The organism is Micromonospora craniellae (assembly GCF_014764405.1).
Lineage (GTDB): Bacteria > Actinomycetota > Actinomycetes > Mycobacteriales > Micromonosporaceae > Micromonospora > Micromonospora craniellae.
In genome coordinates this window covers 3,054,207-3,078,122 of record NZ_CP061725.1, presented here as the reverse complement: position 1 = coordinate 3,078,122, position 23,916 = coordinate 3,054,207, and the positions used below count along the sequence as shown (strand labels likewise).

Annotated in this window: 19 protein-coding genes and 2 pseudogenes; 12 read left to right on the top strand and 9 right to left on the bottom strand. The window is 69.7% G+C overall.

Features of this window, described 5'->3' with window-relative positions; all coding sequences use genetic code 11:
• Nucleotides 1–38 precede the first annotated feature (38 nt).
• Both ID554_RS13705 and murJ read right to left on the bottom strand, forming a co-directional pair.
• Nucleotides 39–1,637, bottom strand: a complete 1,599-nt coding sequence (locus ID554_RS13705; protein WP_117228232.1) for a protein kinase family protein — start codon at nt 1,635–1,637, stop codon at nt 39–41.
• Nucleotides 1,638–2,068: 431 nt separating this feature from the next.
• Complete coding sequence (gene murJ / locus ID554_RS13700; protein WP_117228233.1) at nt 2,069–3,814, bottom strand: murein biosynthesis integral membrane protein MurJ; 1,746 nt, start codon at nt 3,812–3,814, stop codon at nt 2,069–2,071.
• Between the two features lie 125 nt (nt 3,815–3,939).
• Between murJ and ID554_RS13695 the strand changes: the two genes are divergently transcribed.
• The 3 genes from ID554_RS13695 (at nt 3,940) to ID554_RS13685 (ending at nt 8,293) form a co-directional block, all read left to right on the top strand.
• Nucleotides 3,940–5,400 carry a CCA tRNA nucleotidyltransferase gene (locus ID554_RS13695; protein WP_117228234.1) on the top strand — a complete coding sequence of 487 codons (1,461 nt, stop codon included), beginning with the start codon at nt 3,940–3,942 and terminating at the stop codon, nt 5,398–5,400.
• Between the two features lie 249 nt (nt 5,401–5,649).
• Nucleotides 5,650–7,728 (top strand): S8 family serine peptidase, encoded by a 2,079-nt coding sequence (locus ID554_RS13690; protein WP_117228235.1) that lies wholly within the window; start codon nt 5,650–5,652, stop codon nt 7,726–7,728.
• Nucleotides 7,729–7,813: 85 nt separating this feature from the next.
• Nucleotides 7,814–8,293, top strand: coding sequence for a methylated-DNA--[protein]-cysteine S-methyltransferase (locus ID554_RS13685; RefSeq protein WP_117228236.1), 480 nt, complete (start codon nt 7,814–7,816; stop codon nt 8,291–8,293).
• 121 nt (nt 8,294–8,414) lie between these two features.
• Here the strand turns inward: ID554_RS13685 and ID554_RS13680 are convergent, their stop codons facing one another.
• Nucleotides 8,415–8,651, bottom strand: a complete 237-nt coding sequence (locus ID554_RS13680; RefSeq protein WP_117228237.1) for a DUF397 domain-containing protein — start codon at nt 8,649–8,651, stop codon at nt 8,415–8,417.
• 4 nt (nt 8,652–8,655) lie between these two features.
• Nucleotides 8,656–9,006: pseudogene (locus tag ID554_RS13675) on the bottom strand (Scr1 family TA system antitoxin-like transcriptional regulator); the annotation flags it as partial.
• Between ID554_RS13675 and ID554_RS13670 the strand changes: the two are divergent.
• Together ID554_RS13670 and ID554_RS32765 are read left to right on the top strand one after the other, a co-directional pair.
• Complete coding sequence (locus ID554_RS13670; protein ID WP_117228239.1) at nt 8,993–9,307, top strand: hypothetical protein; 315 nt, start codon at nt 8,993–8,995, stop codon at nt 9,305–9,307. The pseudogene ID554_RS13675 and the gene ID554_RS13670 sit on opposite strands and share 14 nt — an antisense overlap.
• Nucleotides 9,307–9,568: pseudogene (locus tag ID554_RS32765) on the top strand (hypothetical protein). Before ID554_RS13670 ends, ID554_RS32765 begins: the two are co-directional and overlap by 1 nt.
• A 150-nt stretch (nt 9,569–9,718) precedes the next feature.
• On the opposite strand, the gene ID554_RS13665 reads toward ID554_RS32765, so the two are convergent.
• Nucleotides 9,719–10,798: an inositol-3-phosphate synthase gene (locus ID554_RS13665; RefSeq protein ID WP_117228327.1), complete on the bottom strand. Its 1,080-nt coding sequence runs from the start codon at nt 10,796–10,798 to the stop codon at nt 9,719–9,721.
• A 23-nt stretch (nt 10,799–10,821) separates the two neighbouring features.
• The gene (locus ID554_RS13660; protein ID WP_117228328.1) at nt 10,822–11,460 is read right to left on the bottom strand and encodes a PadR family transcriptional regulator; all 639 of its coding nucleotides are present in this window, start codon (nt 11,458–11,460) and stop codon (nt 10,822–10,824) included.
• 174 nt (nt 11,461–11,634) lie between these two features.
• Here ID554_RS13660 and ID554_RS13655 point away from each other — a divergent pair, with 174 nt between their 5' ends.
• The 3 genes from ID554_RS13655 (at nt 11,635) to ID554_RS13645 (ending at nt 16,843) form a co-directional block, all read left to right on the top strand.
• Nucleotides 11,635–12,090, top strand: a complete 456-nt coding sequence (locus ID554_RS13655) for a DUF5318 domain-containing protein (protein WP_117228240.1) — start codon at nt 11,635–11,637, stop codon at nt 12,088–12,090.
• A 196-nt stretch (nt 12,091–12,286) separates the two neighbouring features.
• Entirely contained in the window at nt 12,287–15,175 is a 2,889-nt protein-coding gene (locus ID554_RS13650; RefSeq protein WP_117228241.1) for a transglycosylase domain-containing protein, read from the top strand.
• Between the two features lie 153 nt (nt 15,176–15,328).
• Nucleotides 15,329–16,843 (top strand): glycosyltransferase family 87 protein, encoded by a 1,515-nt coding sequence (locus tag ID554_RS13645; protein WP_117228242.1) that lies wholly within the window; start codon nt 15,329–15,331, stop codon nt 16,841–16,843.
• Between the two features lie 14 nt (nt 16,844–16,857).
• Here ID554_RS13645 and ID554_RS13640 read toward each other — a convergent pair whose 3' ends face one another.
• Both ID554_RS13640 and ID554_RS13635 read right to left on the bottom strand, forming a co-directional pair.
• Entirely contained in the window at nt 16,858–18,999 is a 2,142-nt protein-coding gene (locus ID554_RS13640; RefSeq protein WP_117228243.1) for a hypothetical protein, read from the bottom strand.
• Nucleotides 18,996–19,787 (bottom strand): deoxyribonuclease IV, encoded by a 792-nt coding sequence (locus ID554_RS13635; protein WP_117228244.1) that lies wholly within the window; start codon nt 19,785–19,787, stop codon nt 18,996–18,998. Before ID554_RS13635 ends, ID554_RS13640 begins: the two co-directional genes overlap by 4 nt.
• A 589-nt stretch (nt 19,788–20,376) precedes the next feature.
• Here ID554_RS13635 and rpsF point away from each other — a divergent pair.
• From rpsF to rplI, 4 genes are all read left to right on the top strand, one after another.
• Entirely contained in the window at nt 20,377–20,667 is a 291-nt protein-coding gene (gene rpsF / locus ID554_RS13630) for a 30S ribosomal protein S6 (protein WP_117228245.1), read from the top strand.
• An 80-nt stretch (nt 20,668–20,747) separates the two neighbouring features.
• Nucleotides 20,748–21,284, top strand: a complete 537-nt coding sequence (locus ID554_RS13625) for a single-stranded DNA-binding protein (protein WP_191088832.1) — start codon at nt 20,748–20,750, stop codon at nt 21,282–21,284.
• 41 nt (nt 21,285–21,325) lie between these two features.
• Nucleotides 21,326–21,565 (top strand): 30S ribosomal protein S18, encoded by a 240-nt coding sequence (rpsR, locus tag ID554_RS13620; RefSeq protein WP_007073789.1) that lies wholly within the window; start codon nt 21,326–21,328, stop codon nt 21,563–21,565.
• 14 nt (nt 21,566–21,579) lie between these two features.
• Nucleotides 21,580–22,026 carry a 50S ribosomal protein L9 gene (gene rplI, locus ID554_RS13615; RefSeq protein WP_117228246.1) on the top strand — a complete coding sequence of 149 codons (447 nt, stop codon included), beginning with the start codon at nt 21,580–21,582 and terminating at the stop codon, nt 22,024–22,026.
• Between the two features lie 87 nt (nt 22,027–22,113).
• Here rplI and ID554_RS13610 read toward each other — a convergent pair whose 3' ends face one another.
• Nucleotides 22,114–23,748 (bottom strand): hypothetical protein, encoded by a 1,635-nt coding sequence (locus ID554_RS13610; RefSeq protein ID WP_117228247.1) that lies wholly within the window; start codon nt 23,746–23,748, stop codon nt 22,114–22,116.
• Nucleotides 23,749–23,916 lie beyond the last annotated feature (168 nt).

The following is a 23,916-nucleotide window of genomic DNA, read 5'->3' as shown; positions in this document are numbered from 1 at the left end:
CCAGGTCCGCTGGGTGTGCCGCTCCGGTGGAGACCAGATCATGACCCCTGGACCGTGATCTCCTGGACGCCGAGCTTGAAGCCACCGTTGTTCGAGGGCAGTTCGGTGATCCAGAACATGAGGTACCGGTACTTCTGGTCGGCGTCGAAGCCGTTGAAGGTCATCGTGGTGCCGTCGTGCTCCTCGAAGGGCTGCCCGATCACGCCGGGTTTGTACGCGTCCACGACCTGGCGGTCACCGGCACTGGACGAGGGTGCGTCGATGGTGCCGGTGAGCAGCTGTGCGGAGGCGCCGGTGCTGGAGAGGTGGACCTGCACCGACTTGACCGTCCGCTCGGTGCCGAGGTCGATCCAGACCCCCATGCCCTCCTTGAGATTGCCGAAATTGCTCCGGTTGTACGTCTCGGTCGACCAGCCCTCGTCCCGGTCCCCGTCGAAGACCTTCTCGGCGTCGCGGACCTCGGAGCGGTTGCCGCTGTCCGGGTCGATGATCCGGGCGGCGCTGATCTGGAGATCCCGGGCGGGCGGTGGCGGTTCCTCGCTGACCGGGGCACTGGACGTGGGCGCGGCGACCGGGTCGGTCCGTGGGCTCTCGTCGTCGCCGCCGAGAGCGCTGATCCCGACGAGTAGCCCCACCAGGGCCACCACCAGTACACCGGCGATGCCCAGGGCGACCTTCCGACCACCTGCGGCGGCCAGCGGCGAGGGCTCGTCACCGGACTCGGCGGCGAAGCGCAGCGGGCCGCTGTTGTCGAGGTAGTCGTCCTCGGCGGGTACGTCCAGCCGGGCCAGTTCGGCGGCCAGCACGTCCGACGAGGGCGGGGCGATCCCGCCGTCGAGCAGGTCCGTGGTGAGGTCGTCGAGGTAGGCCGGAACCCCGGCCCGTACCTGACGGGGAGCCGCCACCACGCCGTTGGCGTCGCGTACCGCGTCGGGGATGGCCGCCCGACCGTGCCCGGCGGTGGCGCCCCGCAGCGGTGCCTCGGTGTGCGGCCAGTAGCCGGTCAGCGCGTAGTAGAGGAGACCACCGACCGCGCGGACGTCGCTCTCCTGGCTGTCGTCGCCGTCGGTCCGCGCGTCCGCCAGCACCACACGGCCGTCGTCGCTGATCATCACCGTGCCCGGGTGCACGTTGCCGTGCACCATGCCGGTGGCGTGCACGGCGGCCAGCGCGCTGGCGACCGCGCTGCCGACGGCGGTGGCCCGGGCACCGTCCAGCGGCCCGTCCGCGACAAGTTCCCGCAGCGATCGCCCGTCGACCCACTCGCGCACCACGTAGGCCCGATCAGCCTCGTCGATGGCGTCGTAGACACCGGTCAGGTTGGGGTGGATGACCCGGCTCGCGGCGACTGCGGCCTGGAGCATCTCGGTGGCGGACGTGCCGCCCGGGTAGCGCATGACGACCGCGACGGGGCGGCGGAGCACGACGTCGACCCCACGCCAGACCAACCGGCCGGCGCTGTCGTTGTTGATGTGCTCGACCAGTTCGTACCGCTCGGCGAGGATCTCACCGGCCGTCGGAGCACCGAAGGTCATGACCGGCGGAGTGGTCTCGTCCGCGTCCTGACCCTCGCCGACCTGGGTCACCCGTCCTCCCTCGGTGATCGTGCCGATCGATGGACCCGCGCTGCTGGGCATCTGACTTCCCGCTCCGCCTTCGTGTGGCCCGGACGGACCGGTCCCGCGACGTCACGCGCGCCGGTTCCTGCCGTACCCGTCGAGAGCGACCTTACCTGGGTTGGCCCGCTCCCCGACATGTCAACTTCCCGCCGTCGCCGACCGGGGAGTTCGCAGTCAGGCGGACTCGTCCCGTTGCGACCGCTGTCAGCCATGTTGCTGGCACGTGTACTAGCCAATCTAGAGGTCGTCCGGAATCGGCTGTCGCAGGGGCGGTAGCGGGTGCGACAGCAGCGGGGTTCCCGTCGAACGGCTTACCATGCTCGGCCTTCCAGTTGGTTATCCACAGGCCGATCCGGTAGGTGAGCGGCGACTCGCGGAGTTATCCACAGGTGCATCCCCAGCCCGGTGATCCCCGATCACGCTGAGTGCACCGGCATGATCGTCGATGATCAGCGCCCGAGGCGGCGGCGGACCATGCCGACCACCTCGGTGATCTCGGAGATCCGCAGGACCGTGGCCAGCCCGAGGTACGTACCGCCGATCACCGCGCCACCCACCACGAGCTGCACGATCGCCTCCGGCCGGGTCGGCGTGTCGTCCCCGGGCAGCAGGGCGACCACCAGCAGGCCGACCGCCGCCGCTCCCACCGCGGCGACCGCCACCCGGCCGAGGGTCCGCAGGATGGCGCCCAGCCCGATGCGACCCACCCGGGGCCGCAGCAGCCAGGCGGAGATGATGGCGGCGGCCAGGTAGGAGACGGTGTTGCCGATCATCATCCCGGCACCCGCGAAGCTCGCCGAGAAGGCGAGGAAGAGCAGAATCTGCACGATGACGCGGAGGGTTACCACCGGGATGTTGATCAGTGCCGGGGTGCGGGTGTCCGGCAGCGCGTAGAAGGCGAACGTGAACAGCTGGCTGATCGCGAACGGGACCAGTCCGATCGCGGCTACCAGCAGCACGGTCGACGTGGCCGACGCGTTGTCTTCGGTGAAAGCACCGTACCGGAACACCAGCACCGAAATCGGTGCGGCCAGCACGGCGTAGCAGACTCCGATCGGCGCGAGAACGGCCGTGACCATCCGGGTGCCCCGGCTCAGATCCTTGGTGAAATCGCCGAACCGGGCGTCGGCTGCGGCGGCGCTCATCCGCGGCATCAGCGCCGTGATGATCGAGACGGCGATGATGCCGTGCGCCATCATCAGCAACAGGAACACGTTGTTGTAGATCAGCAGACCGGCGTTGTCCTCGCCAGCGGCCCGGTTGAGCAGGTTGACCACCACGAAGAGGCCGAGCTGGTTGACCGCCACATAGCAGAACATCCAGCCGCCGAGCTTGCCCAACTCGCCCAGCCCGAGTGACCGGAAGTCGAACCTCAACTTCCACCGGAAGCCGACCTTGCGTAGCGCCGGAAGCAGGCCAGCGGCCTGCACCGCCACGCCGAGCAGGGTTCCCCCGCCGATCAGAAAGATCTGGTTCAGCCCCACCTCCCCGGGCTGCCGGGCCTGGGCACCGAAGAAGAGGATGTAGAGGCCGAAGGTGGAGATGGCGACCAGATTGTTCAGGATGGGCGCCCACATCGGTGCGGCGAAGTGGCCCCGAGTGTTCAGCACGGCCGCGATCAGCGCGCTGATGCCGGTGAAGAACAGCATCGGCAGCATCAGGTACGAGAGCTTGGTGACGAGGCCCGTGTAGTCGGCGTCCTTGCCGCTGGCGTAGATGCTCGTGATCAACGGTGCGGCGACCGCCGCGATCAGCGCGGCTACGGCGAGCGTGATCACTGCCAAGGTCAACAGTCGCTGGGTGTACGCCTGTCCCTGGTCTGGGTCGGCTTTGCGCCGGCGGACCAGCACCGGGATCAGCACGCTGGTCAAGATGCCGCCGAGGAGGAACTCGTACACCTGCTGGGGCAGGAAGATGGCGGTCGTGAACGCGTTGCCGACCAGGTTGCCGAGGGCCGCACCGATCATGAGATTCCGGATGAAACCCGTACCCCGGCTGACCAGGCTGCCGATCGCCATGACCGCGCTGTCGGTCGCGGCGCTGGTCTCGGCGACCTGTTCCTGAGGTGGCGCGACCGACTCGGCGGCCGGCTGGTTCAGCGGGTCGGCGGAGATGAACGTGGCGCCGTCGCCCGGCCGCCCGCCGGGCGCGCCGCCCTGCGCGGCGTTCGCGCTGCGGTAGAGCCCGCCGCTCATGCTGTGCCTCCCAGGGGTACGCCGGAGCCGTACCGGCCCGCACGCCACAGACCTTAGTCAACCCCGGCCCGTTACCCGCGCCCGGCGGAGGAGATGCCGATCGGGACCGATAGGCTGCTGGTCCCATGTCCGAAGCCGCCGCATCCCACACCACCGACCGCCGCGAACTCACCGCCGCGCAGCGCAACGCCGTCGCCGAACTCCTCCGGGTCTCCCCGGTCGCCGACGAGTTGGGTCGCCGGTTCGCCGCCGCCGGCCACGAACTGCACCTCGTGGGCGGTTCGGTACGCGACGCCCTGCTCGGCCGACTCGGTGAGGACCTCGATTTCTGCACCGACGCCCACCCGGACCAGACGCTCGCCGTCGTCCGTGGCTGGGCCGAGGCGATCTGGGAGACCGGCCGGGAGTTCGGCACGATCGGCTGCCAGCGCGACGGCCTGCGGCTGGAGATCACCACCTTCCGCGCCGAGTCGTACGACCAGGTCAGCCGCAACCCGGTCGTCGAGTACGGCACCAGCCTGGCCGAGGACCTGCGACGGCGGGACTTCACCGTCAACGCGATGGCGGTGAGCCTGCCTGAGCACCGGTTCACCGACCCGTACGGCGGGCTGGCCGACCTGGCCGCGAAAGTGGTGCGTACTCCTGGCACGCCCGCCGAGTCGTTCGGCGACGACCCGCTGCGGATGCTGCGGGCCGCCCGGTTCGCCGCGCAGCTCCGGTTCGCGGTCCACCCGGACGCGTACGCGGCGATGAGCCGGATGGCGGCCGACCTGGACCGGATCACCGCCGAGCGGATCCGCGACGAGTTCACCAAGCTGCTCACCGGCGCCGACCCGATCACCGGGCTGCGGCTGCTGGTCGACACCGGGCTGGCCGAGCGCTTCCTGCCGGAGCTGACCGGGCTCAAGCTGGAGATCGACGAGCACGCACAGCACAAGGACGTCTACGAGCACACCCTCACGGTGGTACGCAACGCGATCTCGTACGAGCAGGACGGGCCGGACTTCATTCTGCGGATGGCCGCGCTGATGCACGACGTCGGCAAGCCGGCCACCAAGTCGGTCGGCTCGGACGGGCGGGTCAGCTTCCACCACCACGAGGTGGTCGGCGCCCGGATGACCAAGGCACGGATGAAGGCGCTGCGCTACCCGAAGGACGTCACCGCCAAGGTCACCGCGTTGGTCGCGCTGCACCTGCGCTTCTACGGCTACGGCCGGGGCGAGTGGACGGACTCGGCGGTACGGCGGTACGTGACCGACGCCGGTGACCTGTTGTCCCGGCTGCACAAGCTGACCCGGTCCGACTGCACCACCCGCAACCGGCGCAAGGCCGCGCAGCTCGCCGCCGACTACGACGCGTTGGAGGAACGGATCGCCCGGATCGAGGCCGAGGAGGACCTGGCCCGGGTCCGGCCCGATCTCGACGGCAACGCGATCATGGAGCTGCTCGGCGTGCCACCGGGGCCGATCGTCGGGCGCGCGTGGAAGCACCTCAAGGACCTGCGTCTGGAAAAGGGGCCGCTGGACCGCGACACCGCCGAGGCCGAGCTGCTGCGCTGGGCCCGTGCGGAGGGCATCGTCGGCTGACCGCCCTCGTCCCGCCACAGCCGGGACAGCACGCCGCGTGACCTGACGTCCATCGTGGCACGTCCCGTCGGGACGGACGCTACGACGAAACGCCGACGTTTCGACCGAAAGGTGGAGACAGGTCGTTGCGTCGGTCGGACATGATGTTGGCACGTCTCTTCGCTCGCTGTTTCCTCTGCCGAAGCGAGACGTTCCGCTGTCCGTCCGACCTGCCGATCGGCACGGTCGACACTACGGGGAGATCATTTAGTGAAACGCCGTGGCGTACTGCGCCGCTCGGCGGCGGCCGGGCTCGCCCTCGCGACCGCCTCCTCCATCATCACCGTCGCCACCGGCCAGGCCGCGCTGGCGGCCCCTCCCCCCGAGCCCGTGCGGGCCGAGGTGCGGGGCACCGAGGGCACCGACATCGTGCCGGGCCGCTACATCGTCGTGCTCAAGGACCAGCGGGCCACCTACACCTCGGTCCGGGCCACCGCCGCCGCGCTCGCCCGGGCCAACGGAGGCAGCGTCCGGCAGGTGTTCGACAAGGCCCTGAGCGGTTACTCGGCCTCGATGAGCAAGCAGCAGGCCGACAAGGTGGCGGGTCACCCGGCCGTGGCCTACGTGGAGCCGGTCCGCCGGCTGTCGGCCAGCGGCACCCAGAGCACCCCGCCGTCCTGGGGACTCGACCGGCTCGACCAGGCGTCCGCGAAGCTGAACAAGAGCTTCAAGTACCCGAACACCGGCAGCAAGGTCACCGCGTACATCCTGGACACCGGCATCAACACCAAGCACCAGGACTTCGGCGGCCGGGCCAGCATCGGGTTCGACGCCTTCGCCCCGCCGCCCGCCGACCCCGGGCCGGATCCGGAGCCCACCGAGCCGGTGGTGCCCGCCGCGAACGGTGACTGCGACGGCCACGGCACGCACGTGGCCGGCACTGTCGGCGGCACCAGGTACGGCGTGGCCAAGCAGGTCAAGCTCGTCGGCGTACGGGTGCTCGACTGCAACGGTTCCGGCACCACCGACAGTGTCATCGCCGGCATCAACTGGGTCACCGAGAACGCGCAGAAGCCGGCCGTGGCCAACATGAGCCTCGGTGGCGGCGTGTCAGCGGCGATCGACGCGGCCGTGCAGAAGTCCGTCAACTCGGGCGTCACCTACGCGATCGCGGCCGGCAACGAGTCGCAGGACGCCTGCAAGGTGTCGCCGGCCCGGGTGCCGGACGCCATCACCGTGGGTGCCACCGACCGGATCGACATGCGCGCGTGGTTCTCGAACTACGGCAAGTGCCTCGACGTGTTCGCCCCCGGCGTCAGCATCGTCTCGGCCCGGCACGACAACAACACCGGCAGCGTCGGGATGAACGGCACCTCGATGGCCGCCCCGCACGTGGCGGGTGCCGCGGCTCTGCTGCTGCACGCCAACCCGACGTGGAAGCCGAACCAGGTCCGCGACCGGATCGTCACCACCGGCATCGCCGGCGCTGTCTACGACCCGAAGGGCTCGATGGACCGGCTGCTCACCGTCGGCTCGGTCACCCCGACCCGGAAGTCGTACGGCCTGAAGGCCCGTTCCAACGGCAAGTTCGTCACCGCGGCCAGCACCAGGAAGGCACTGGTCAACAACGGGTCGAGCCTGGGCACCGCGCAGCGGTACGACGTCGTCAACGCCGGCAGCGGGCTGGTCGCGCTGCGTTCCAAGAGCACCGGCCGGTACGTGGTCGCGCCGAGCAAGGGCACCAAGCCGCTGATCGCCAGCCACAAGACGATCGTCACGGCGGCCAAGTTCACGATCGTGAACCACACCGACGGCTCGGTCAGCCTCAAGGCCAGGGCCAACGGCAAGTACGTCACCGCGCCGAAGTCCGGCAAGTCGTCGCTGAAGGCGAGCAAGACCACCGTCGGCACCTCGGAGAAGTTCACCTTCGACGCGCCGGCACCGGTGGTCAGCATCAAGTCGAAGGCGAGCAACAGGTACGTTGTGGCCGGCAGCAAGCCGCTGATCGCCACCAGCAAGTCGGTCACCAAGTCGGCCAAGTTCCAGATGGTCAACCGGAGTAACGGCTTCTTCTATCTCAAGGCCCTGGCCAACACCCGGTACGTGATCGCGGCGAGCAAGGGCACCAAGCCGCTGATCGCCAACAGCAAGTCGACGGGTACCTGGCAGACGTTCGACTTCCTGGAGTACAACCCGGACGGCACGATCTTCCTGGGCGCCCAGGATCATCAGGCGGTCTCCGCCGGCAAGGCCGGCAACAAGCAGTTGATCTCGAACAGGAACATCAACTGGAACAGGGCCGACCTCGGCCTCGGCAACGGCGAGAGGTTCTTCTTCGCCGTCGCCTGACCTCTCGTACCACCCGGCGCCCGCCGGAGCACCCCGACCGGGGACGCTTCGGCGGGCACCGGCCGTTGGGGGGGACAATGGTGGGATGCGTTGGACCGTGCTGGACTCGCCGATCGGGGACTTCTCCGTGGCCACCGAGGGTGACAGCGTGTGCGGGACGCACTTCGCGGCGGTGGCGGGCGCGCCGAGGGAACCGGTCGACGAGGTGTCCGAGCGGGCGGTGGCGGAGCTGCGCGCGTACTTCGCCGGTGAGTCGACCGAGTTCGGCGTGTCGGTGACGGTGCCGCGCGGGTCCGAGTTCGAGCGGGCGGTGTGGCGGGAGATGACCCTCATTCCGTACGGCGAGACGCTGACCTACGGCGAGGTGGCCCGGCGGCTCGGGGATCCCGGTGCCGCCCGCGCGGTCGGGGTGGCGTGCAACCGCAACCCGATCCCGGTCATCGTGCCGTGTCACCGGATCATCGGTGCCGGCGGCAAGCTGGTCGGCTTCGGCGGCGGTCTGGACCGCAAGGTCAAGCTGCTGGAGCTGGAGGCACGCGTCGCCCTGCAGCGCGCCTGGTCCTGACCGCCGGGCAACATGAATGTTGGACAGTTTCCGTTACGCAGGAACGGGAACTGTCCAAGATCTCGCGGGTCCCGCGTCGAATGGCGGAATCGGTCGTGCCGACCGAGAAGGCAGCGCCCGCTCAGGAGGGCGGGTCGAAGCTGCCGGCGCGCAGACCGGCGACGAAGTTGACCCAATCTGCGGCAGGGTAGAAGAGGACCGAGCCGGAACGATCCTTGGAGTCGCGTACGGCGAACCGATCGTTGCCGTCGAGCACCGGCCCGGCCTCGACGCAGTTGCCGTCGCCGTTGCCGCTGCGGGTGCTGACGTGCCAGGCCACCGGCAGCCCGGTGCTGGTGGGTCGGTCGGCGGATGCCATGTGCTCACTCCAGACGCGCTTCCAGATCGAAGAGGACTCGCTGCACGGCACCGTTGCGCAGCGCCGCCCGGCGTAGACGATCGTAGCGCTGGTGCAGCGAAGCGGCCTTCTCTCCTTCGACCACGACGGTCCCGACGACCGTGGAGATGCAGCCGGCGGGTGGATACGGCCGACGCATCCTGAAGACATCGAACGAGCCGTTCGGGCTGGCATGGGCACCTGCGGCGAGCGGCAGGACCATGATCTCGACATCCGACCAGGCAGCCAGCGTGCGGAGGTGGACAAGTTGTGCCCGCATCACCTCGGGACCGCCGACCATCCGGCGCAGCGCACCCTCGTCGATGATCACGGAAAGTCGGATCGAGAGTCGGGCGAGGTCGGAGAGTCGCACTGCATACGAGATCATCGCCGCGCACATCCCCGACCATGATTGCGGACTGTGCCGGGTGTGCCTGGTCGCCGGACCCTGCCGGCCCGCCAACGCGGCGGCGAACCGGCTGGTTGAGCTGGGCCTGCCGGTGCTCGATCCGGTGCTGCCGGCGCGGCGTCGTGACGTGTTGCGGCGCTGGCTCGCTCCGCACCGGCGGGGCCGGTCGCGGTCGGCCCCACTGCTCACCTGGGCCTGGCAGTGGCGGTTCGGGTCGGCGGTGGGGTGATGCGGCTGAGCTTCGACCCCGAGGATCCGCCGGACGAGCCGCCAGCGGAGTGCGTGTCGCCGACCGTCTGGCGGCCTGAGTCACCGGCTGCACCGCTGCCACCAGCTCGCCGACGATGGCCGCTGTACGTGTGGCGCCCCGTTCCCGTGTCCTGCTCGCCGGCTCGTGGAGCGTGGCTTCCTGGCTGCCCTTGGGATGAACACCGGAGCAAGCCGGCGAGACCTGCTCGATCGACTGACCACAGACGAGACTGGCAAGTAGTGCCGAGTGGGTGGTGGTCAGCGGCGGGGTCGACTCGATGCAGCGGCTTGCGCTGCGGCTGACGCCGTACCGGAAGAGGTCAGGGCTGGGGACGACGCGAGGGCCGGGCCCATCCGGGCCCGGCCCTCGACGGTGCTGGTGGTCAGCGCGTCAGCGCTCGACCTCGCCGGTGATGAAACCCTCGACGGCGGCGTGCGCCTCGTGGTCGGCGTACTGCACGGGCGGGGACTTCATGAAGTACGACGAGGCCGACAGGATCGGGCCGCCGATCTTGCGGTCCAAAGCGATCTTCGCGGCCCGGACGGCGTCGATGATGACGCCGGCCGAGTTCGGCGAGTCCCACACCTCAAGCTTGAGCTCGGCGTTGAGCGGGGTGTCACCGAACGAGCGACCCTCCAGGCGGATGTACGCCCACTTGCGGTCGTCCAGCCACGGCACGTGGTCGGACGGGCCGATGTGTACGTCGCTCTTGGCCATCTCGTGCGGCACCTGGGAGGTCACCGACTGGGTCTTCGAGATCTTCTTCGACACCAGGCGGTTGCGCTCCAGCATGTTCATGAAGTCCATGTTGCCGCCGAAGTTGAGCTGGTACGTGCGCAGCAGCTCGACGCCCCGGTCCTCGAAGAGCTTCGCGAGGGCCCGGTGCACGATGGTCGCGCCGACCTGGCTCTTGATGTCGTCACCGACGATCGGCAGGCCGGCGTCGGTGAACTTCTGCGCCCACTCCGGGTCGGAGGCGATGAAGACCGGCAGGGCGTTCACGAACGCGCAGCCGGCGTCGATGGCGGCCTGGGCGTAGAACTTGTCGGCCTGCTCCGAGCCCACCGGCAGGTAGGAGACGACGACGTCGACCTGCGCGTCGCGCAGCGCCTTGACCACGTCGATCGGCTCAAGGTCCGACTCCTTGATGATCTCGCGGTAGTACTGCCCGAGGCCGTCGAAGGTCGGGCCACGCTGCACGGTGATACCGGTCGGCGGCACGTCGCAGAGCTTGATGGTGTTGTTCTCGCTGGCGACGATCGCCTCCGCGAGGTCCATGCCCACCTTCTTGGCGTCGACATCGAACGCCGCGACGAACTGCACGTCAGAGACGTGGTAGTCGCCGAAGGTGACGTGCATGAGACCCGGGACGCGGTCGTTCGGGTCGGCGTTCCGGTAGTACTCGACGCCCTGCACGAGGGACGAGGCGCAGTTACCCACACCGACGATGGCGACGCGGACGGAGCCCATCGCGTGTGCCTCCTTCTTCTTGGTCACGGCCGCTCTGTCCTGGTCTCTCCAGGCGGAGGCGGGCTGTTGTCTTCTCGTCGGCCACCGGCCGTCCCGTCCTGCGGGACCGTCGGGGCACGGCCGGAGCGCTCGTTGGCGATGAGCTCCTCCAGCCACCGGACCTCACGCTCACAAGCCTCCAGGCCGTGGCGTTGCAGCTCCAGGGTGTACGCGTCGAGGCGCTCGGCCGCCCGGCCCAGCATGTCGCGTAGGCCCTCGCGACGTTCCTCGATCGTGCGGCGCCGACCTTCCAGGATTCGGAGTCGGGTCGCCCGGTCGGTTCGGGAGAAGAACGCGAAGTGCACACCAAAACCGGTGTCGCCGTAGGTCTCCGGCCCGGTCTGTGCGATGAGCTGGGCGAAGCGTTCTTTTCCTTCCGCGGTGATGGTGTAGACCACCCGACCTCGTCGGCTGGTCAGCGCGGGAACCTCCTCGGCGGTGGCGGGTGTCTCGGCGGCTTCGGCGATCCACCCTGCCGCCTGCAGCCGGCGCAGGGTCGGGTAGAGCGAGCCGTAGCTGATCGCAGCTCGGATCGCCCCGAGCTTGGCGGTGAGCTCCTTGCGGAGCTCGTAGCCGTGCATCGGGGCCTCCTGCAACAGGCCGAGGATGGCGAGTTCGAGCACGGCCACCCTTCCCTTATCCTGTGCGTGGAGCGCCAACCGCCGCGATGTATCGGGCCGATACATCGAACCGTAGCGTCTCACGCCCCGGCGGGCAAACTCCTCGCTCCGGGGTCCCCACATCACGGATCGTCACGGTGGTCGCCCCGTCAGACGAGACCGCGTACCCTTTGCCGCATGCGTACGCAGCGCCAGGTCGTCGACTACTCGCTCCGGAAGCGAGCGCTGCTGCGTGAACTCCTCGCCGGTCGCGTCGGCACCTATGACCTGTGCGACGCGTCTCCCTACCTGAAGAACGCCGCTCGCTTTCACGGCGAGTCCACCGACCAGCGTTGCCCGATCTGCCGGAGCGAGAACCTCACGCACGTCCACTACATTTATGGTGACGAGCTCAAGCAGTCTGCCGGCCAGGCCCGTACGGTGACAGAGTTGTCCGTGCTGGCGATGACGCTGCGTGAGTTCCAGGTCTTCGTGGTGGAGGTGTGTCTCGGCTGTGACTGGAACCATCTCGTCGAGCAGTACCTGCTCGGGCGGGACGGGTTGACCGGTGGCGAGTCGGAGCAGGAGACGCCGGGTGGAGTGGCCGCCGCCAGTGGAGCAGGTGCCCGGCGAAGGCGAGAGGCGCAACGGTGATTCGAGCTCGATCGGCCGGCCCCGGCCGTACTGCACGCGATCGGGGCGACCGACGGCTTGTAGGTCTGAATAGTCCGATTGATTCGGATGTGGCATCAGCGTGGCGGCACCCCCGTGCCCCAGTGGCGGGTGCCTCAACTCACGGCAAACCGGTGGCGGTGCGAGTGCGCCCCACCGCGACGGCAGGGTGTGAGGAATGAATTCGTACGGCGATCCCAGCTCCTCGCGCGGTCGGGCCCGGATACCGGGCCAGGACGACTCGGGGCAGGCGGACGACGCGTACCGCTACCCGGGTGGTGAACCGCGCGAAGGTAACTGGTCGAGCGGCCCGGAATCGTCCGGCCCGTCGGCCCGCGCCTCGGTCGGTGGTCGGGCCTCGGTCGGCGGGTCGGCGAGCGTGCCACCGCGTGGCGGTGCCGCCGGCTCGGCGTCGGTCGGTTCCGCCTCCGTCGGTCGCGCCGGTCCCGGCCGGGCCTCGGTGCCGGTCTCGCCGGCCGCACCCGGCCGCGCCTCGGTTCCCGTCTCACCCGCCCCCGGTCGGTCCGGGCGGGCTTCGGTGCCGGTGAGTCCGGCGCCGGGTGGGCCCGCCGGGCGTGCCTCCGTCGGTTCGGCGTCGGGCGGCCGGGCGAGCGTCGGCTCGGCGTCCGTGGGTGTCGCCGGTGGCCGGGCAGCGGTGGCCCGGGCCAGTGTCGGCGGTCCCGGGGGGCCGGGCGGACCCGGGGGGCCGGGCGGCCCGGGAGGTCCCGGTCGCGGGGGTCGCGACCCGGTCGCGGCGTCCCGGGCCCGCAAGCGCAAGCGGATGAACCTGATGATCGCCAGCTTCGCGGTGTTCATCATGCTGGCCGGTATCGGCGTCGTCGGGTTCACGTACTACTCGACCAACGTGGTGCTGCCCAAGGAGATCCCGCTGCCGCTCTCCACCACGGTCTACGCCAAGGACGGCAAGAGCGTCGTGGCCAAGCTAGGCAACGAGAACCGCACCTTCGTCACCATCGACAAGATTCCGGAGCACGTGCGGAACGCCGTCGCGGCGGCCGAGGACCGCAACTTCTACCGGCACTCCGGCGTGGACTACAAGGGCATCACCCGGGCCGCCTGGAACAACCTCTCCGGCGGTGACCGACAGGGCGCCTCGACCATCACCCAGCAGTACGCCCGCAACGCCTACGAGAACCTCCAGGACGACAGCTACGGCCGGAAGGTGAAGGAGGCGATCCTCGCCTCCAAGCTGAACGACAACTTCACCAAAGACCAGATCATGGAGAACTACCTCAACGTGATCTACTTCGGTCGAGGTGCGTACGGCATCGAGGCGGCGGCACAGACGTTCTTCAAGACCACCGCCGAGAAGCTGACCCCGGCGCAGGCGGCGGTGCTCGCCTCGCTGATCAAGCAGCCCGTTGCCAGCGCGACCCACCAGGGGTACGACCCGGAGGTCAACGAGGTCGACGCCAAGTCCCGGTGGGAGTACGTCATCAACGGCATGGTCGCGGAGGGCTGGCTGGGCGTTCCCGGCAAGCCCGAGCGGCCGACCGAGTACCCGAAGGTCCAGAAGTCCAAGAAGGACAACGGCTTCGGCGTCGCCACTCCGCAGGGCAATGTGGTCAACTACGTGCGCAAGGAGATGGAGGAATGGGGTATCTGCTCCAACTCCGGCGCGCCGGACATGCCGAACTGCGTCACCGAACTGCGTGAGGGTGGCTACCGGATCACCACCACCATCGATCCGAAGATGCAGAAGGCCCTGGAAGCGGCGGCCCGGCCGGACCGCAAGGGCTCGGTGCTCAACGGGCAGCCGAAGAACCTGATGGCGGCGGCGGTCTCCATCGACCCGAAGACCGGGCGGGTGCTCGCCTACTACGGCGGCAACAGCGGTGCCGACTTCGACTACGCCGGGATGAACACCAACAGCAACGGCGACATCGTCGGCGGCCACCCTCCGGGCTCGTCGTTCAAGGTGTACACGCTGGCGGCGGCGATCGACGAGGGGATCTCGGTCAAGTCGCTCTGGGACGCGACCCCGTTCAAGCCCGAGGGCTACGCCAACGAAATCATCAACGCTGGCCGGGACGTCCGGCAGAACTGCAACAAGTCCTGCACGCTGCAGGAGTCGACCGTGCTGTCGTACAACGTGCCGTTCTTCCACATCGCCGAGCAGGTCGGCGAGGACAAGGTCATCGACATCGCCCGCCGGGCCGGCATCCGGACCATCTGGTCCGTCGACCCGCCGGCACCGCACGACCTGACCAAGAAGAAGCCGGAGGAACTCGGCAAGAAGACGTTCGACCGGGTGATCGGCTTCGGGCAGTACCCGATCACCGTCTTCGACCACGCGAACGGACTGGCCACGCTCGCCAACAGCGGCAAGTACAACAAGGCCCACTTCGTCCGGGTGGTGGAGAAGCAGAACAAGGCGACCGGCAAGTGGGACAAGATCGCCGGTGAGAAGCTGACGAAGGGCGGCGGCACGCAGGTGATCAGGTCGGAGGTCGCCGACGAGGTGACCGCCGTGCTCAAGGAGATCCCGGGCCGCAGCAACGCCGGACTGAGCAACGGCCGGCAGGCGGCCGGCAAGACCGGTACCTGGGAGCACAACAACACCGACAAGAACGCGCATGCCTGGATGGTCGGCTACGACAAGAACGTCGCCACCGCCGTCTGGGTCGGCAGCAAGGACCCGAAGAAGCCGGCCATCGTCGACAAGAACGGCAAGAACGTCGGCGGTAGCGGCTTGCCGGCTGCCCTGTGGAAGCGGTACATGGACGACGCGCTCAAGGGCTTCGACCCGGCCGGTCTGCCGGACGTGACCGGCGTCGGCGACGACAAAGCAGGCAACGGTGAGGAACCGCCGCCGCCCGCGCCGACCGCGCCGCCGTCGGGCCCGGCCGACTGCGACCCGACGGACATTCGATGCCTGCTGGGTGGCGGCAACAACGGCCCCGGCAACGGTGGCCCGGGTGGCGGCAACAACGGCCCGGGCGGTGGTAACAACGGCGGCAACAACCCGTTCAATCCGCCGCCCAACGGTGAGAGATCGGGCGGTGGTGGCGGTGGCCTGCTGCCACCGAGAAGCACCCGGAACTGACGTCCGGTCGACGTGGTGGGCGGTCCGAACCTGTTCGGGCCGCCCACCCGGCTTTCATAGGCCCGGTGGATCGGTACCCGTCGACGAAGGATCCGGAGGCGTAGCCGTGGTTCGACTTCTGCGCGGTCAACTGATACGGCAGGATGCACGGTCATGAGCACCCAGTCGACGCCAGGCATCGATGAACCCGGTGTCCCCGACCACCCGTCCCGCTCCGACGGCTTCGTGCGGGGTCTCTCCGGGCTGATCGGTGGTCCGCTCGGTGACCACGCCACCGCGCGCGACCGCCAGAGCGGCGCGGAACGCCGGTTCTGGACGGCGGTACGCATCGTCCTGGCGCTGACCTGCCTGACCCTGGCCCTGCACTGGGTGCAGAAGTCGCCCTGCCAGGACGGCGCATGGGTGGACAACAAGCAGTACACCCGCTTCTGCTACACCGACGTGCTGGCGCTCTACTACGCGGAGCGACTCCACGAGGGTGCCGTGCCCTACCGGGACCACCCGGTCGAGTACCCGGTGCTGACCGGGTACTTCATGGGGGCACTCGGACTGCCCGTGCACGCGGTGGGCGACGGCAACCCGCAGATCAACCAGGGGCAGTGGTTCTACAACCTGAATGCGCTCGTGCTCGGGGCGCTCGCGGTGGCCACCGTGGCGGTGCTGCTGTCGCTACGCCGACGACGACCATGGGACGCGGCACTTTTCGCCCTGGCCCCCGCACTGCTGATCACCGCCACCGTCAACTGGGACCTGCTCGCCATCGGACTGGGCGCGTTCGGGCTGCTGGCCTGGGCACGCAGTCGACCCGTCCTGGCCGGGATCCTGCTCGGGCTGGCCGGCGCGGCGAAGATGTGGCCACTGTTCATACTCGGCCCTATCCTGGTGCTTGCCTTCCGTACGGCCCGGCTCCGAGCCGCGTTCCAGGCGATCGGCGCGGCGGTGGTCACCGTGCTGGCGGTGAACCTGCCGGTGGCCCTCCCGGAAGCCACCCGGGACGGCTGGCTGCGCTTCTTCGAACTCAACACCGAGCGCCCGATCGACTGGGGCACACTGTGGTACATCGGTCGCTACCTGGACGGCAAGGTCGGCGATCCGGCGAGCATGGGCCCCTTCCAGTGGCTCGACGCCAACATTCCCACCCTCAATAACCTGTCGTACGTACTCTTCGGACTGGCCTGCCTCGGCATCGGCGCGCTCGGGCTGTTGGCACCGCGCCGGCCCCGGCTCGGCCAACTCGCCTTCCTCGTGGTCGCTGCCTTCCTGATCTTCAGCAAGGTCTGGTCGCAGCAGTTCGTCCTCTGGCTGCTGCCGCTGGTGGTGCTGGCCCGGCCCAAGTGGGGAGCGTTCCTCGTCTGGCAGGCCGCCGAGGTCTGCTACTTCGTCGCGTTCTACGGCCAACTGCTCGGTGCCTCCACCGGCCGGCCGGTCTTCCCGGAGGGCGTCTTCGTACTGGCCGCCAGCCTGCGACTGACCACGGTGGTGGTCCTGTGCGTGCTGGTGATCCGGGAGATCCTGAACCCGGAACGGGACGTGGTCCGCAACACCTACCCGGACGATCCGGATGGCGGCCTGCTCGACGATGCACCCGACGCGCCCTGGCTGGACCGATGGCGAAGCCGCCGAAAAGCCACCGACTCCGCCCCGTCCCCCGTCCCCACCGCCACCTGACGGCCACCGCCGACTCAGAGACGGAAGACGACGACCGAGCCGATCTCCTCACGGGTGATGCCGAGCCCGTCGACCGGCGCGTCGATGCTGATCTCCCAGGGCGTGCCGACGACCTGATCCCGCAGGATCAGCACGTTCTGCACGCCCAGGGTGCGCAGGTAGTCGACGCTGGTCTGGTCCGGGAAGGCCATCGTCACCCGGCGGACGTCGTCCAGTTGACGAGGCACGAAGCCGCTGCCGCCGTTGACGACCTCCTGGAACCGCGAGGTCGACCAGAGCATCACCGGCTGGTCGTGGCTCTGACTGCTGGGCAGCACCAGCAGCGGACCGTCGACCTCACGCATGGCGGCCGGCTGCGGGGGCACCACCGGTTGTGGGGTGGTGTTCGTCCCCTCAGCGAGGACCAGCACCAGCGGGACCAGCGTGGCCAACCGCAGCCACGGGCTCGGCCAGGACGGGATGCGCTCGGCGGCGATCTCCCGCACCCGTACGGCGAACGCGCTGACCGCGCCCGCCGCGAGCAGCCCCAGCAACAGGGTGGTCCAGATCATCAGCCGCCCCGGCGTACGGATGCCGTTCCAGCCGGGCAGGTAGTCGAAGAGCGGCACGTAGGTGAACCGGCCGCCGAAGAACTCGGTGCCCATCGCCAACACCATCGTTACCAGCGCCCCGAGGAGGAGCAGCACGCGTTGGCGGGCCGTCCAGATCGAGAAGAACAGGCCACCGGCAGCCAACGCGTACAGCACGAAGCCGGGTAACAGCGTCATCTCCGGGTGCCAGGTCAGGATCGCCCGAGCGCCCTCGTGCAGCTCGCCCCAGACGCGGGACTCGCCGGGAGCGGTGACGAAGCCGGTCGCCGGAGGTGAGAAGACGGCGATGTCGGCGATGGAGCGCTCCGCGTGCGGGTGCAGCTGGGTCACCGTGAAGTACGGGATGGCCAACAGGATGCCGACACCGGCGAAGATCAGACCCCCGACCAGGTCGGCGGTCAGCAGCCGCTGACCGAAGGGCCGCTTCACCCGCCAGAAGATCCGCTTCGCGTACCAGATGACGGCCGCGACGACGACCGTGCCGGCGAGGGCGTACGCGAACGGCAGGCCGATGCCGAAGCCGAGACTCAACTGCCAGGCGGCGACCAGCCAGCCTGCGTACACCCAACCGGGGTTGCGGCGTTCGGGCCGGTAGCCGTGCCGCAGCGACCAGCCGTGCCCCCGCGCGAGCATGGCCAGCGCCAGCGGGATACCGCCGTTGGAGACCACGTGCAGGTGACCGGCCTGCGCCAGCAACCACGGCGCGTAGGTGTAGCTGACCCCGGCCACCGCCGCCCCGATCCGGCTCGCCCCGAGCTGCCGCGCCAGCACGTACGCGCCGAACGTGGCGAGTGCGTGGGCCAGCACGAACATGATGTTGTAGCGCAGGAGCGCGTGCTCGGGGCCGGTCCCGATCATGCCGGCCGGGGCGTACCCGAGCAGGGTGTCGGAGAACGCGAAGCTCCACCGCTCCGGGAAGAACGTGTTGGCGTGCCACAGCTGGGCCGGGTCGGTCTTCAGGATGTGCCCCGACCAGGCCATCTGCCAGGCTTGCAGGCTCGGGTCCCAGTAGTCCTGCGGCAGGGTGTGCCGTGGATAGCGCAGCGTCGGCCACGTCATCAGGACGGCCAGCGCCAGCGACCCGAGAGCGGCCAGGGTCCACTCGTGGATGGCGATCCGGCCGAGGCGGCGACCGCGCCGCCCGTACCAGGTGGGTACCGGCACGGGAGCCGGCCCGAAGGCGGCCCACGGGTCCGGCTTGCCGTCACCGTCGCCGGTGGCGCCATGGCTGGCCTTAGCACCAGCGCTCGTGTCCTCGCCGGTGCTCGTTCCGTCGCCGGTGTTCTTACCGCTGGTGGCGTCCCTACCGGCGGTCGCTTCGCCGGTCGTGCCGGTCGACTCGGCCTCGGTCCCCCGCGCGGGGGCGGGCCTTTCCGAGACGGCGGCACCCTTGCCGCTGCTGTCGGTGCTGTCCGGGCCGGTCGCGCGCGTGTCGGGGTCCGTGGCCGCCGGGACGGCAGGGGCGGTAGGCGCCTCGGTCGGCGCGGTGGACGTGGGTGGTTCGGCCGCAGTCGTGTCCTGCGGGGTCGGCTGCGGGCCGCCGGTGGCGGACTGGTCCGGGGTCATACCGCCGACGTCTCCGGGGCGAGGTGTCCACGTAGGAAGGCGATGTCGCCGCACTGTCCCTCGGCGCCGCCGGGGGTCTCCACGATGACCGGGGCATCGGCCGCCCGGACCACGGCCACCAGGAGGTCCGGTTCGATGGTGCCGCCGCGCAGATTGTCGTGGCGGTCCCGGCCCGAGTCGAACGCGTCCTTGGAGTTGTTGGCGTGTACCAGGTCGATCCGCCCGGTGATCGCCTTCACCCGGTCGACCAGGCCGAGGAGTTCCTCCCCGCCCGCGTGCGCGTGGCAGGTGTCGAGGCAGAAGCCGACCTCGTACTCGCCGATGACGTCCCAGAGCCGGGCGAGCGCGTCCAGTCGACGGGCGCAGGCGTTCTCACCGCCGGCCGTGTTCTCGATCAGCACCGGCAGCCCGAAGCCCCCGGAGTCCGCCGCGTACGCCAGTGCCTTGCGCCAGTTCTCGATGCCGCTGGCCGGATCGGCGCCGGCGTTGACGTGGCCGCCGTGCACCACCAGTCCCTTGGCGCCGATCGCGGTGGCCGCCTCGGCGTGCGCGAGCAGCAGTTTCCGGCTCGGGATGCGGATGCGGTTGTTGCCGGTGGCGACGTTGACGATGTACGGCGCGTGCACGTAGACGTCGACCTCGGCCGCGCGTAGCCGATCCGCGTCCGCGCGGGGTTGTGGCGCCTTCCAACCCTGTGGGTCGGAGAGGAAGAACTGCACGGCGTCGGCCGTTCGGGCGGTCGCCTCCGCCAGCGGGTCGGTCGGATCGACGTGGGCTCCGATACGCATGCAGGGGAGCCTACGTCGCGCCCCCGACGGCCGGGGTGACGCCCACCGGCCCGGTCGCGTCACCGCACCCGTCGGAACTCGTTGATACCGATGGATCCGGCGCTTCGGACACCGCTGATCGCGGCGTCGACGGACCGGCAACCTGTCGATGTCCGGCCGGAACCGGCCGGGTGCGTCGGCAGCGGCGGGGCGTTGACGGGCGTCGACAAAGAAAAATGTCGGTAATTCTGGGATTTGCCCCATGAACCGCCGACTTCCGGGATATCGTCAGATAACAACGTGATAAAGCTCCGCGGGGCGTCTTCGGTCCAACCTCATCGGTGTGGTCGTTCCTCCCCAGGTCCCACCCAAGGAATGCGGACGGGACGCCCCGCGGTCCCGTGACCGGGGGTCCGGGTCGACAGCGACGTCGGCGCGGACCCCCGGTTCGCTGTGCCGGTCACCTCGGTGATGGTGATCGTCCGGGCCGGGTATCCTGGTCCGGTTGTCCGCTCCCGGTCGGGTTCCCCCGGTGCGGGACGGGCCACGACGCACGACCTCCTGCCACGGAAGGACCGTGGCCGCTTAGCCCACAGGAGGTGAGCACGTCTTGCGTCATTACGAGATCATGGTGATCCTCGACCCCAGCCTCGAGGAGCGCACCGTCGCCCCGTCGCTCGACACGTACCTGAACGTGATCAGGACTGCGGGTGGCTCGGTGGAGAAGACCGACGTGTGGGGCCGCCGGCGCCTCGCGTACGAGATCAACAAGAAGGCCGAGGGCATCTACGCCGTCGTCGACCTTCAGGCATCGCCTGAGGCGGTGGCCGAGTTGGACCGCCAGCTGCGGCTCAACGAGTCCGTGCTGCGCACCAAGGTCATCCGGCCGGAGATGCGCTAACCAATCCACCAAGCCCCACCCGGATCAGCCTCACCCGTGCTGTCGGAGGGTTCTGAGAACCTGTACGGCACGACGGTTGAGTGCGCGAGGAGTTGGTCATGGCAGGAGACACCACCATCACGGTCATCGGCAACCTGACCGATGACCCCGAGTTGCGGTTCACCCCCTCGGGGGCGGCCGTCGCCAAGTTCCGGGTCGCCTCGACGCCCCGGTACATGGACCGGCAGTCCAACGAGTGGAAGGACGGCGAGCCGTTGTTCCTCTCGTGCACCGTCTGGCGGCAAGCCGCGGAGCACGTGGCGGAGTCGTTGCAGCGCGGTGCCCGCGTGATCGTGTCGGGCCGGCTGCGCCAGCGGTCCTACGAGACCCGCGAGGGCGAGAAGCGCACCGTCATCGAGCTGGAGGTCGACGAGATCGGCCCGTCTCTGCGCTACGCCACGGCGAAGGTGCAGAAGATGTCCCGCTCCGGCGGTAGCGGCGGCGGCTTCGGCGGTAGCGGCGGCGGCGGTGGTGGCCAGGGCGGCGGCGGAGGCAACTTCGACGACCCCTGGGCTTCGGCCGCACCAGCCCCCTCCCGTTCGGGTGGCGGCAACTTCGACGAGGAGCCTCCGTTCTAATGGCGCCGAGCGCCCGTGATCGTAAACCAGGAGCAAGAGCAATGGCGAAGGCTGCGGCACTGCGCAAGCCGAAGAAGAAGGTGAACCCGCTCGACAAGGACGGGATCACCTATATCGATTACAAGGACACAGCGCTGCTGCGTAAGTTCATCTCCGACCGCGGCAAGATCCGCGCTCGGCGGGTGACCGGCGTGACCTCGCAGCAGCAGCGGCAGATCGCCCGTGCGGTCAAGAACGCCCGTGAGATGGCGCTCCTGCCGTACACCGCCACGGCCCGCTGAGAGGAGGCGCCGCCATGAAGATCATCCTGACTCAGGAGGTGTCCGGGCTCGGCACCCCGGGCGACATCGTCGAGGTCAAGAACGGCTACGGCCGTAACTACCTGCTCCCGCAGGGCTTCGCGATCGCCTGGACCAAGGGCGCGGAGAAGCAGGTCACGCTCATCAAGCGGGCCCGCTCGGCGCGGGAGATCCGCGATCTCGGCCACGCCAACGAGGTGAAGGGCCAGCTCGAGGGTCTCAAGGTCAACCTGAAGGCCCGGGCCGGCGACGGTGGCCGGCTCTTCGGCTCGGTCACCTCCGCCGAGATCGTCGACGCCGTCAAGGCGGCCGGCGGCCCGGCACTCGACCGGCGTCGGCTGGAGCTTCCCGGTCACATCAAGTCGATCGGGTCGCACCCGGTGCGGGTCAAGCTGCACCCCGAGGTGACCGCCACGTTCAACCTCAACGTCGTGCAGGGCTGAGCCCCGCCGGCAACGCGACAGGGCCCGCACCGGTCAACGGTGCGGGCCCTGTCGCATACGCGTACCCGACAGCCATCCGTCGGATACTCACCCGATCGGCTGGCCGGTCACCGCACTGATCATCACCGTGGAGAGACCACCACCGACCACGGCAGCGGCCAGCGCCACGGTGGTCGACCGCCACGTCGTACCCACCCGGCGCAGCAGCATCGCGATCGCCAAACTGCTCACCAACGCCAGCCCGAAGCGGGGCAACCCGCCCACCATCGCGCCGAACGCCCGAGCCCGCGGCGAGTCACACCCGCCACCACTGATGTCGGTCACACACCCGGCCGGTGGTGCTCCGTCGAGAGTCAACAGCCAGACGAAGATCACCGCCGCCGGCAGCAGGTAACAGGCCGCGGTGTAGAGCAGCGGCAGCCATGGACCACCCAGATCCGGATCGAGCAGGTCGTCCTCGAGCCGGCGGTTCCAGCCCCCGGATCCGACGGCCTCGATCCGCCGCCGTACGGCCGCCATGCCGACCGGACGCGCCGGAGCGGGAGCCGGCGACGAACGTCGTCGCGGCGCGGACCGTGGCCGAGGCGCGGTGTACCCGACCACCGGCGACCGAGGCGCCGAATCGGGCGCGTCCACCCACCGGGGATCGTCGCCTGCCAGACGCGTACCCGGCCAGAAACGCTCCCGCGCCGCCTCCGGCTCCGCGCTGGACCACTGCCCGGCACCCGAGGTCCCGGCACCCGAGGTCGCCGGGGCCGCTCCCGAACGAGGCGGTTCCGTCCGATCCCACCGGTCCGCCTCGGAGTAACCGGACCACCGCTCCGGGGCCCGCTCCCGATCCCGCTGCTCCGGCTCCGAGAAGCGATCCCACTGGCCGGTGCTGTCGGGCTCGAGCCACGGATCCGTACCGGCCGCCTGAAGCCACTGACTCGTGCTGTCCGCATCCCAGGGATCGGCCGACGCGGGATCCGCGCGGCGATCGTCACCCGCCGACCGGTTCCACGCATGCAGCCCGGACGCGTCCCACGGGTCCACCGCCGGCTGCTGGTACTCAGGCTCGGCGGCCCGCTCCCTGCCCCGTTGCCACGGGTCGGCCGGCGGCGTCGAAGGCTCCGCCGCGCGACGCCGCCGTCGACTGGGCGGCTCGGCGGTGGGCTCGGCCGAGCTGGAAGCGGCGTCGTCCTCCGCCGCAAGCTCCGACCAGGTGACCTGGCGACGCCGCGACTGGGCCCGGCGCGGCCGGCTCTGCGGTGTCACACCCGACACCGGGTCGTCGTCCTCGGCGCGCCGACTGCCGACGTACCCCTCTTCCTGCGGACGGTCGAACGTCCACTCCCGGGTGTGGTCGGACTCCGGCAGGGCGGCCCGTGACGGGGTGTCGCGCCGGCTCGACTCAGCGGCGCTGCGACCCCGGCCACGCTCGGCCGAGCGCCGACCGCCCGCGTACCGCGGCCGTTCCACGTCGTCATCGTCATCGGGAGCAGCGTGCCGTCCGCCGCCGTCGACGCTGCGCACGCCCGACTCCAGCGCCCACCGCGGAAGGTACGGCTCCGCCGGCTCATCCTGGCCACGCTCGAAGGCCCGGCGTCGACTCGGAGTGCGGTACCGCTCGACCGCAGAGTCGTACCGCTCGTCCGGGTCCCGTTCCACGGGCTCGGCCCACGAGGCGGTCGGCCGCTCGCGCGGGCCGTCCTCCCCGCGTACCCAGTCCCGGTAACTCACGGCCGGAGCGTGACCCTTCTCAACCGAAAGCGCAATCCGCTGTCCAGGTGTAGCCGTAGGGCACCGATCCTACGGGACGTTCAGGACAAAGCCCTACCCGGAAATTCCCATCCACAGGCTGGGGACGAAGCCTGCCCAGTTCAGCGGCGTACGCCCCACTGTTCCCCA

What these genes read in the sequence shown, in the direction of transcription:
- ID554_RS13665 (WP_117228327.1), bottom strand. Translation starts at nt 10,798, where the DNA reads ATGGGCTCCGTCCGCGTCGCCATCGTCGGTGTGGGTAACTGCGCCTCG.
- rplI (WP_117228246.1), top strand. Translation starts at nt 21,580, where the DNA reads ATGAAGATCATCCTGACTCAGGAGGTGTCCGGGCTCGGCACCCCGGGC.
- murJ (WP_117228233.1), bottom strand. Translation starts at nt 3,814, where the DNA reads ATGAGCGGCGGGCTCTACCGCAGCGCGAACGCCGCGCAGGGCGGCGCG.
- ID554_RS13680 (WP_117228237.1), bottom strand. Translation starts at nt 8,651, where the DNA reads ATGGCATCCGCCGACCGACCCACCAGCACCGGGCTGCCGGTGGCCTGG.
- ID554_RS13670 (WP_117228239.1), top strand. Translation starts at nt 8,993, where the DNA reads ATGATCACGGAAAGTCGGATCGAGAGTCGGGCGAGGTCGGAGAGTCGC.
- ID554_RS13655 (WP_117228240.1), top strand. Translation starts at nt 11,635, where the DNA reads ATGCGTACGCAGCGCCAGGTCGTCGACTACTCGCTCCGGAAGCGAGCG.
- ID554_RS13650 (WP_117228241.1), top strand. Translation starts at nt 12,287, where the DNA reads ATGAATTCGTACGGCGATCCCAGCTCCTCGCGCGGTCGGGCCCGGATA.
- ID554_RS13635 (WP_117228244.1), bottom strand. Translation starts at nt 19,787, where the DNA reads ATGCGTATCGGAGCCCACGTCGATCCGACCGACCCGCTGGCGGAGGCG.
- ID554_RS13645 (WP_117228242.1), top strand. Translation starts at nt 15,329, where the DNA reads ATGAGCACCCAGTCGACGCCAGGCATCGATGAACCCGGTGTCCCCGAC.
- ID554_RS13640 (WP_117228243.1), bottom strand. Translation starts at nt 18,999, where the DNA reads ATGACCCCGGACCAGTCCGCCACCGGCGGCCCGCAGCCGACCCCGCAG.
- ID554_RS13695 (WP_117228234.1), top strand. Translation starts at nt 3,940, where the DNA reads ATGTCCGAAGCCGCCGCATCCCACACCACCGACCGCCGCGAACTCACC.
- ID554_RS13705 (WP_117228232.1), bottom strand. Translation starts at nt 1,637, where the DNA reads ATGCCCAGCAGCGCGGGTCCATCGATCGGCACGATCACCGAGGGAGGA.
- ID554_RS13685 (WP_117228236.1), top strand. Translation starts at nt 7,814, where the DNA reads ATGCGTTGGACCGTGCTGGACTCGCCGATCGGGGACTTCTCCGTGGCC.
- rpsR (WP_007073789.1), top strand. Translation starts at nt 21,326, where the DNA reads ATGGCGAAGGCTGCGGCACTGCGCAAGCCGAAGAAGAAGGTGAACCCG.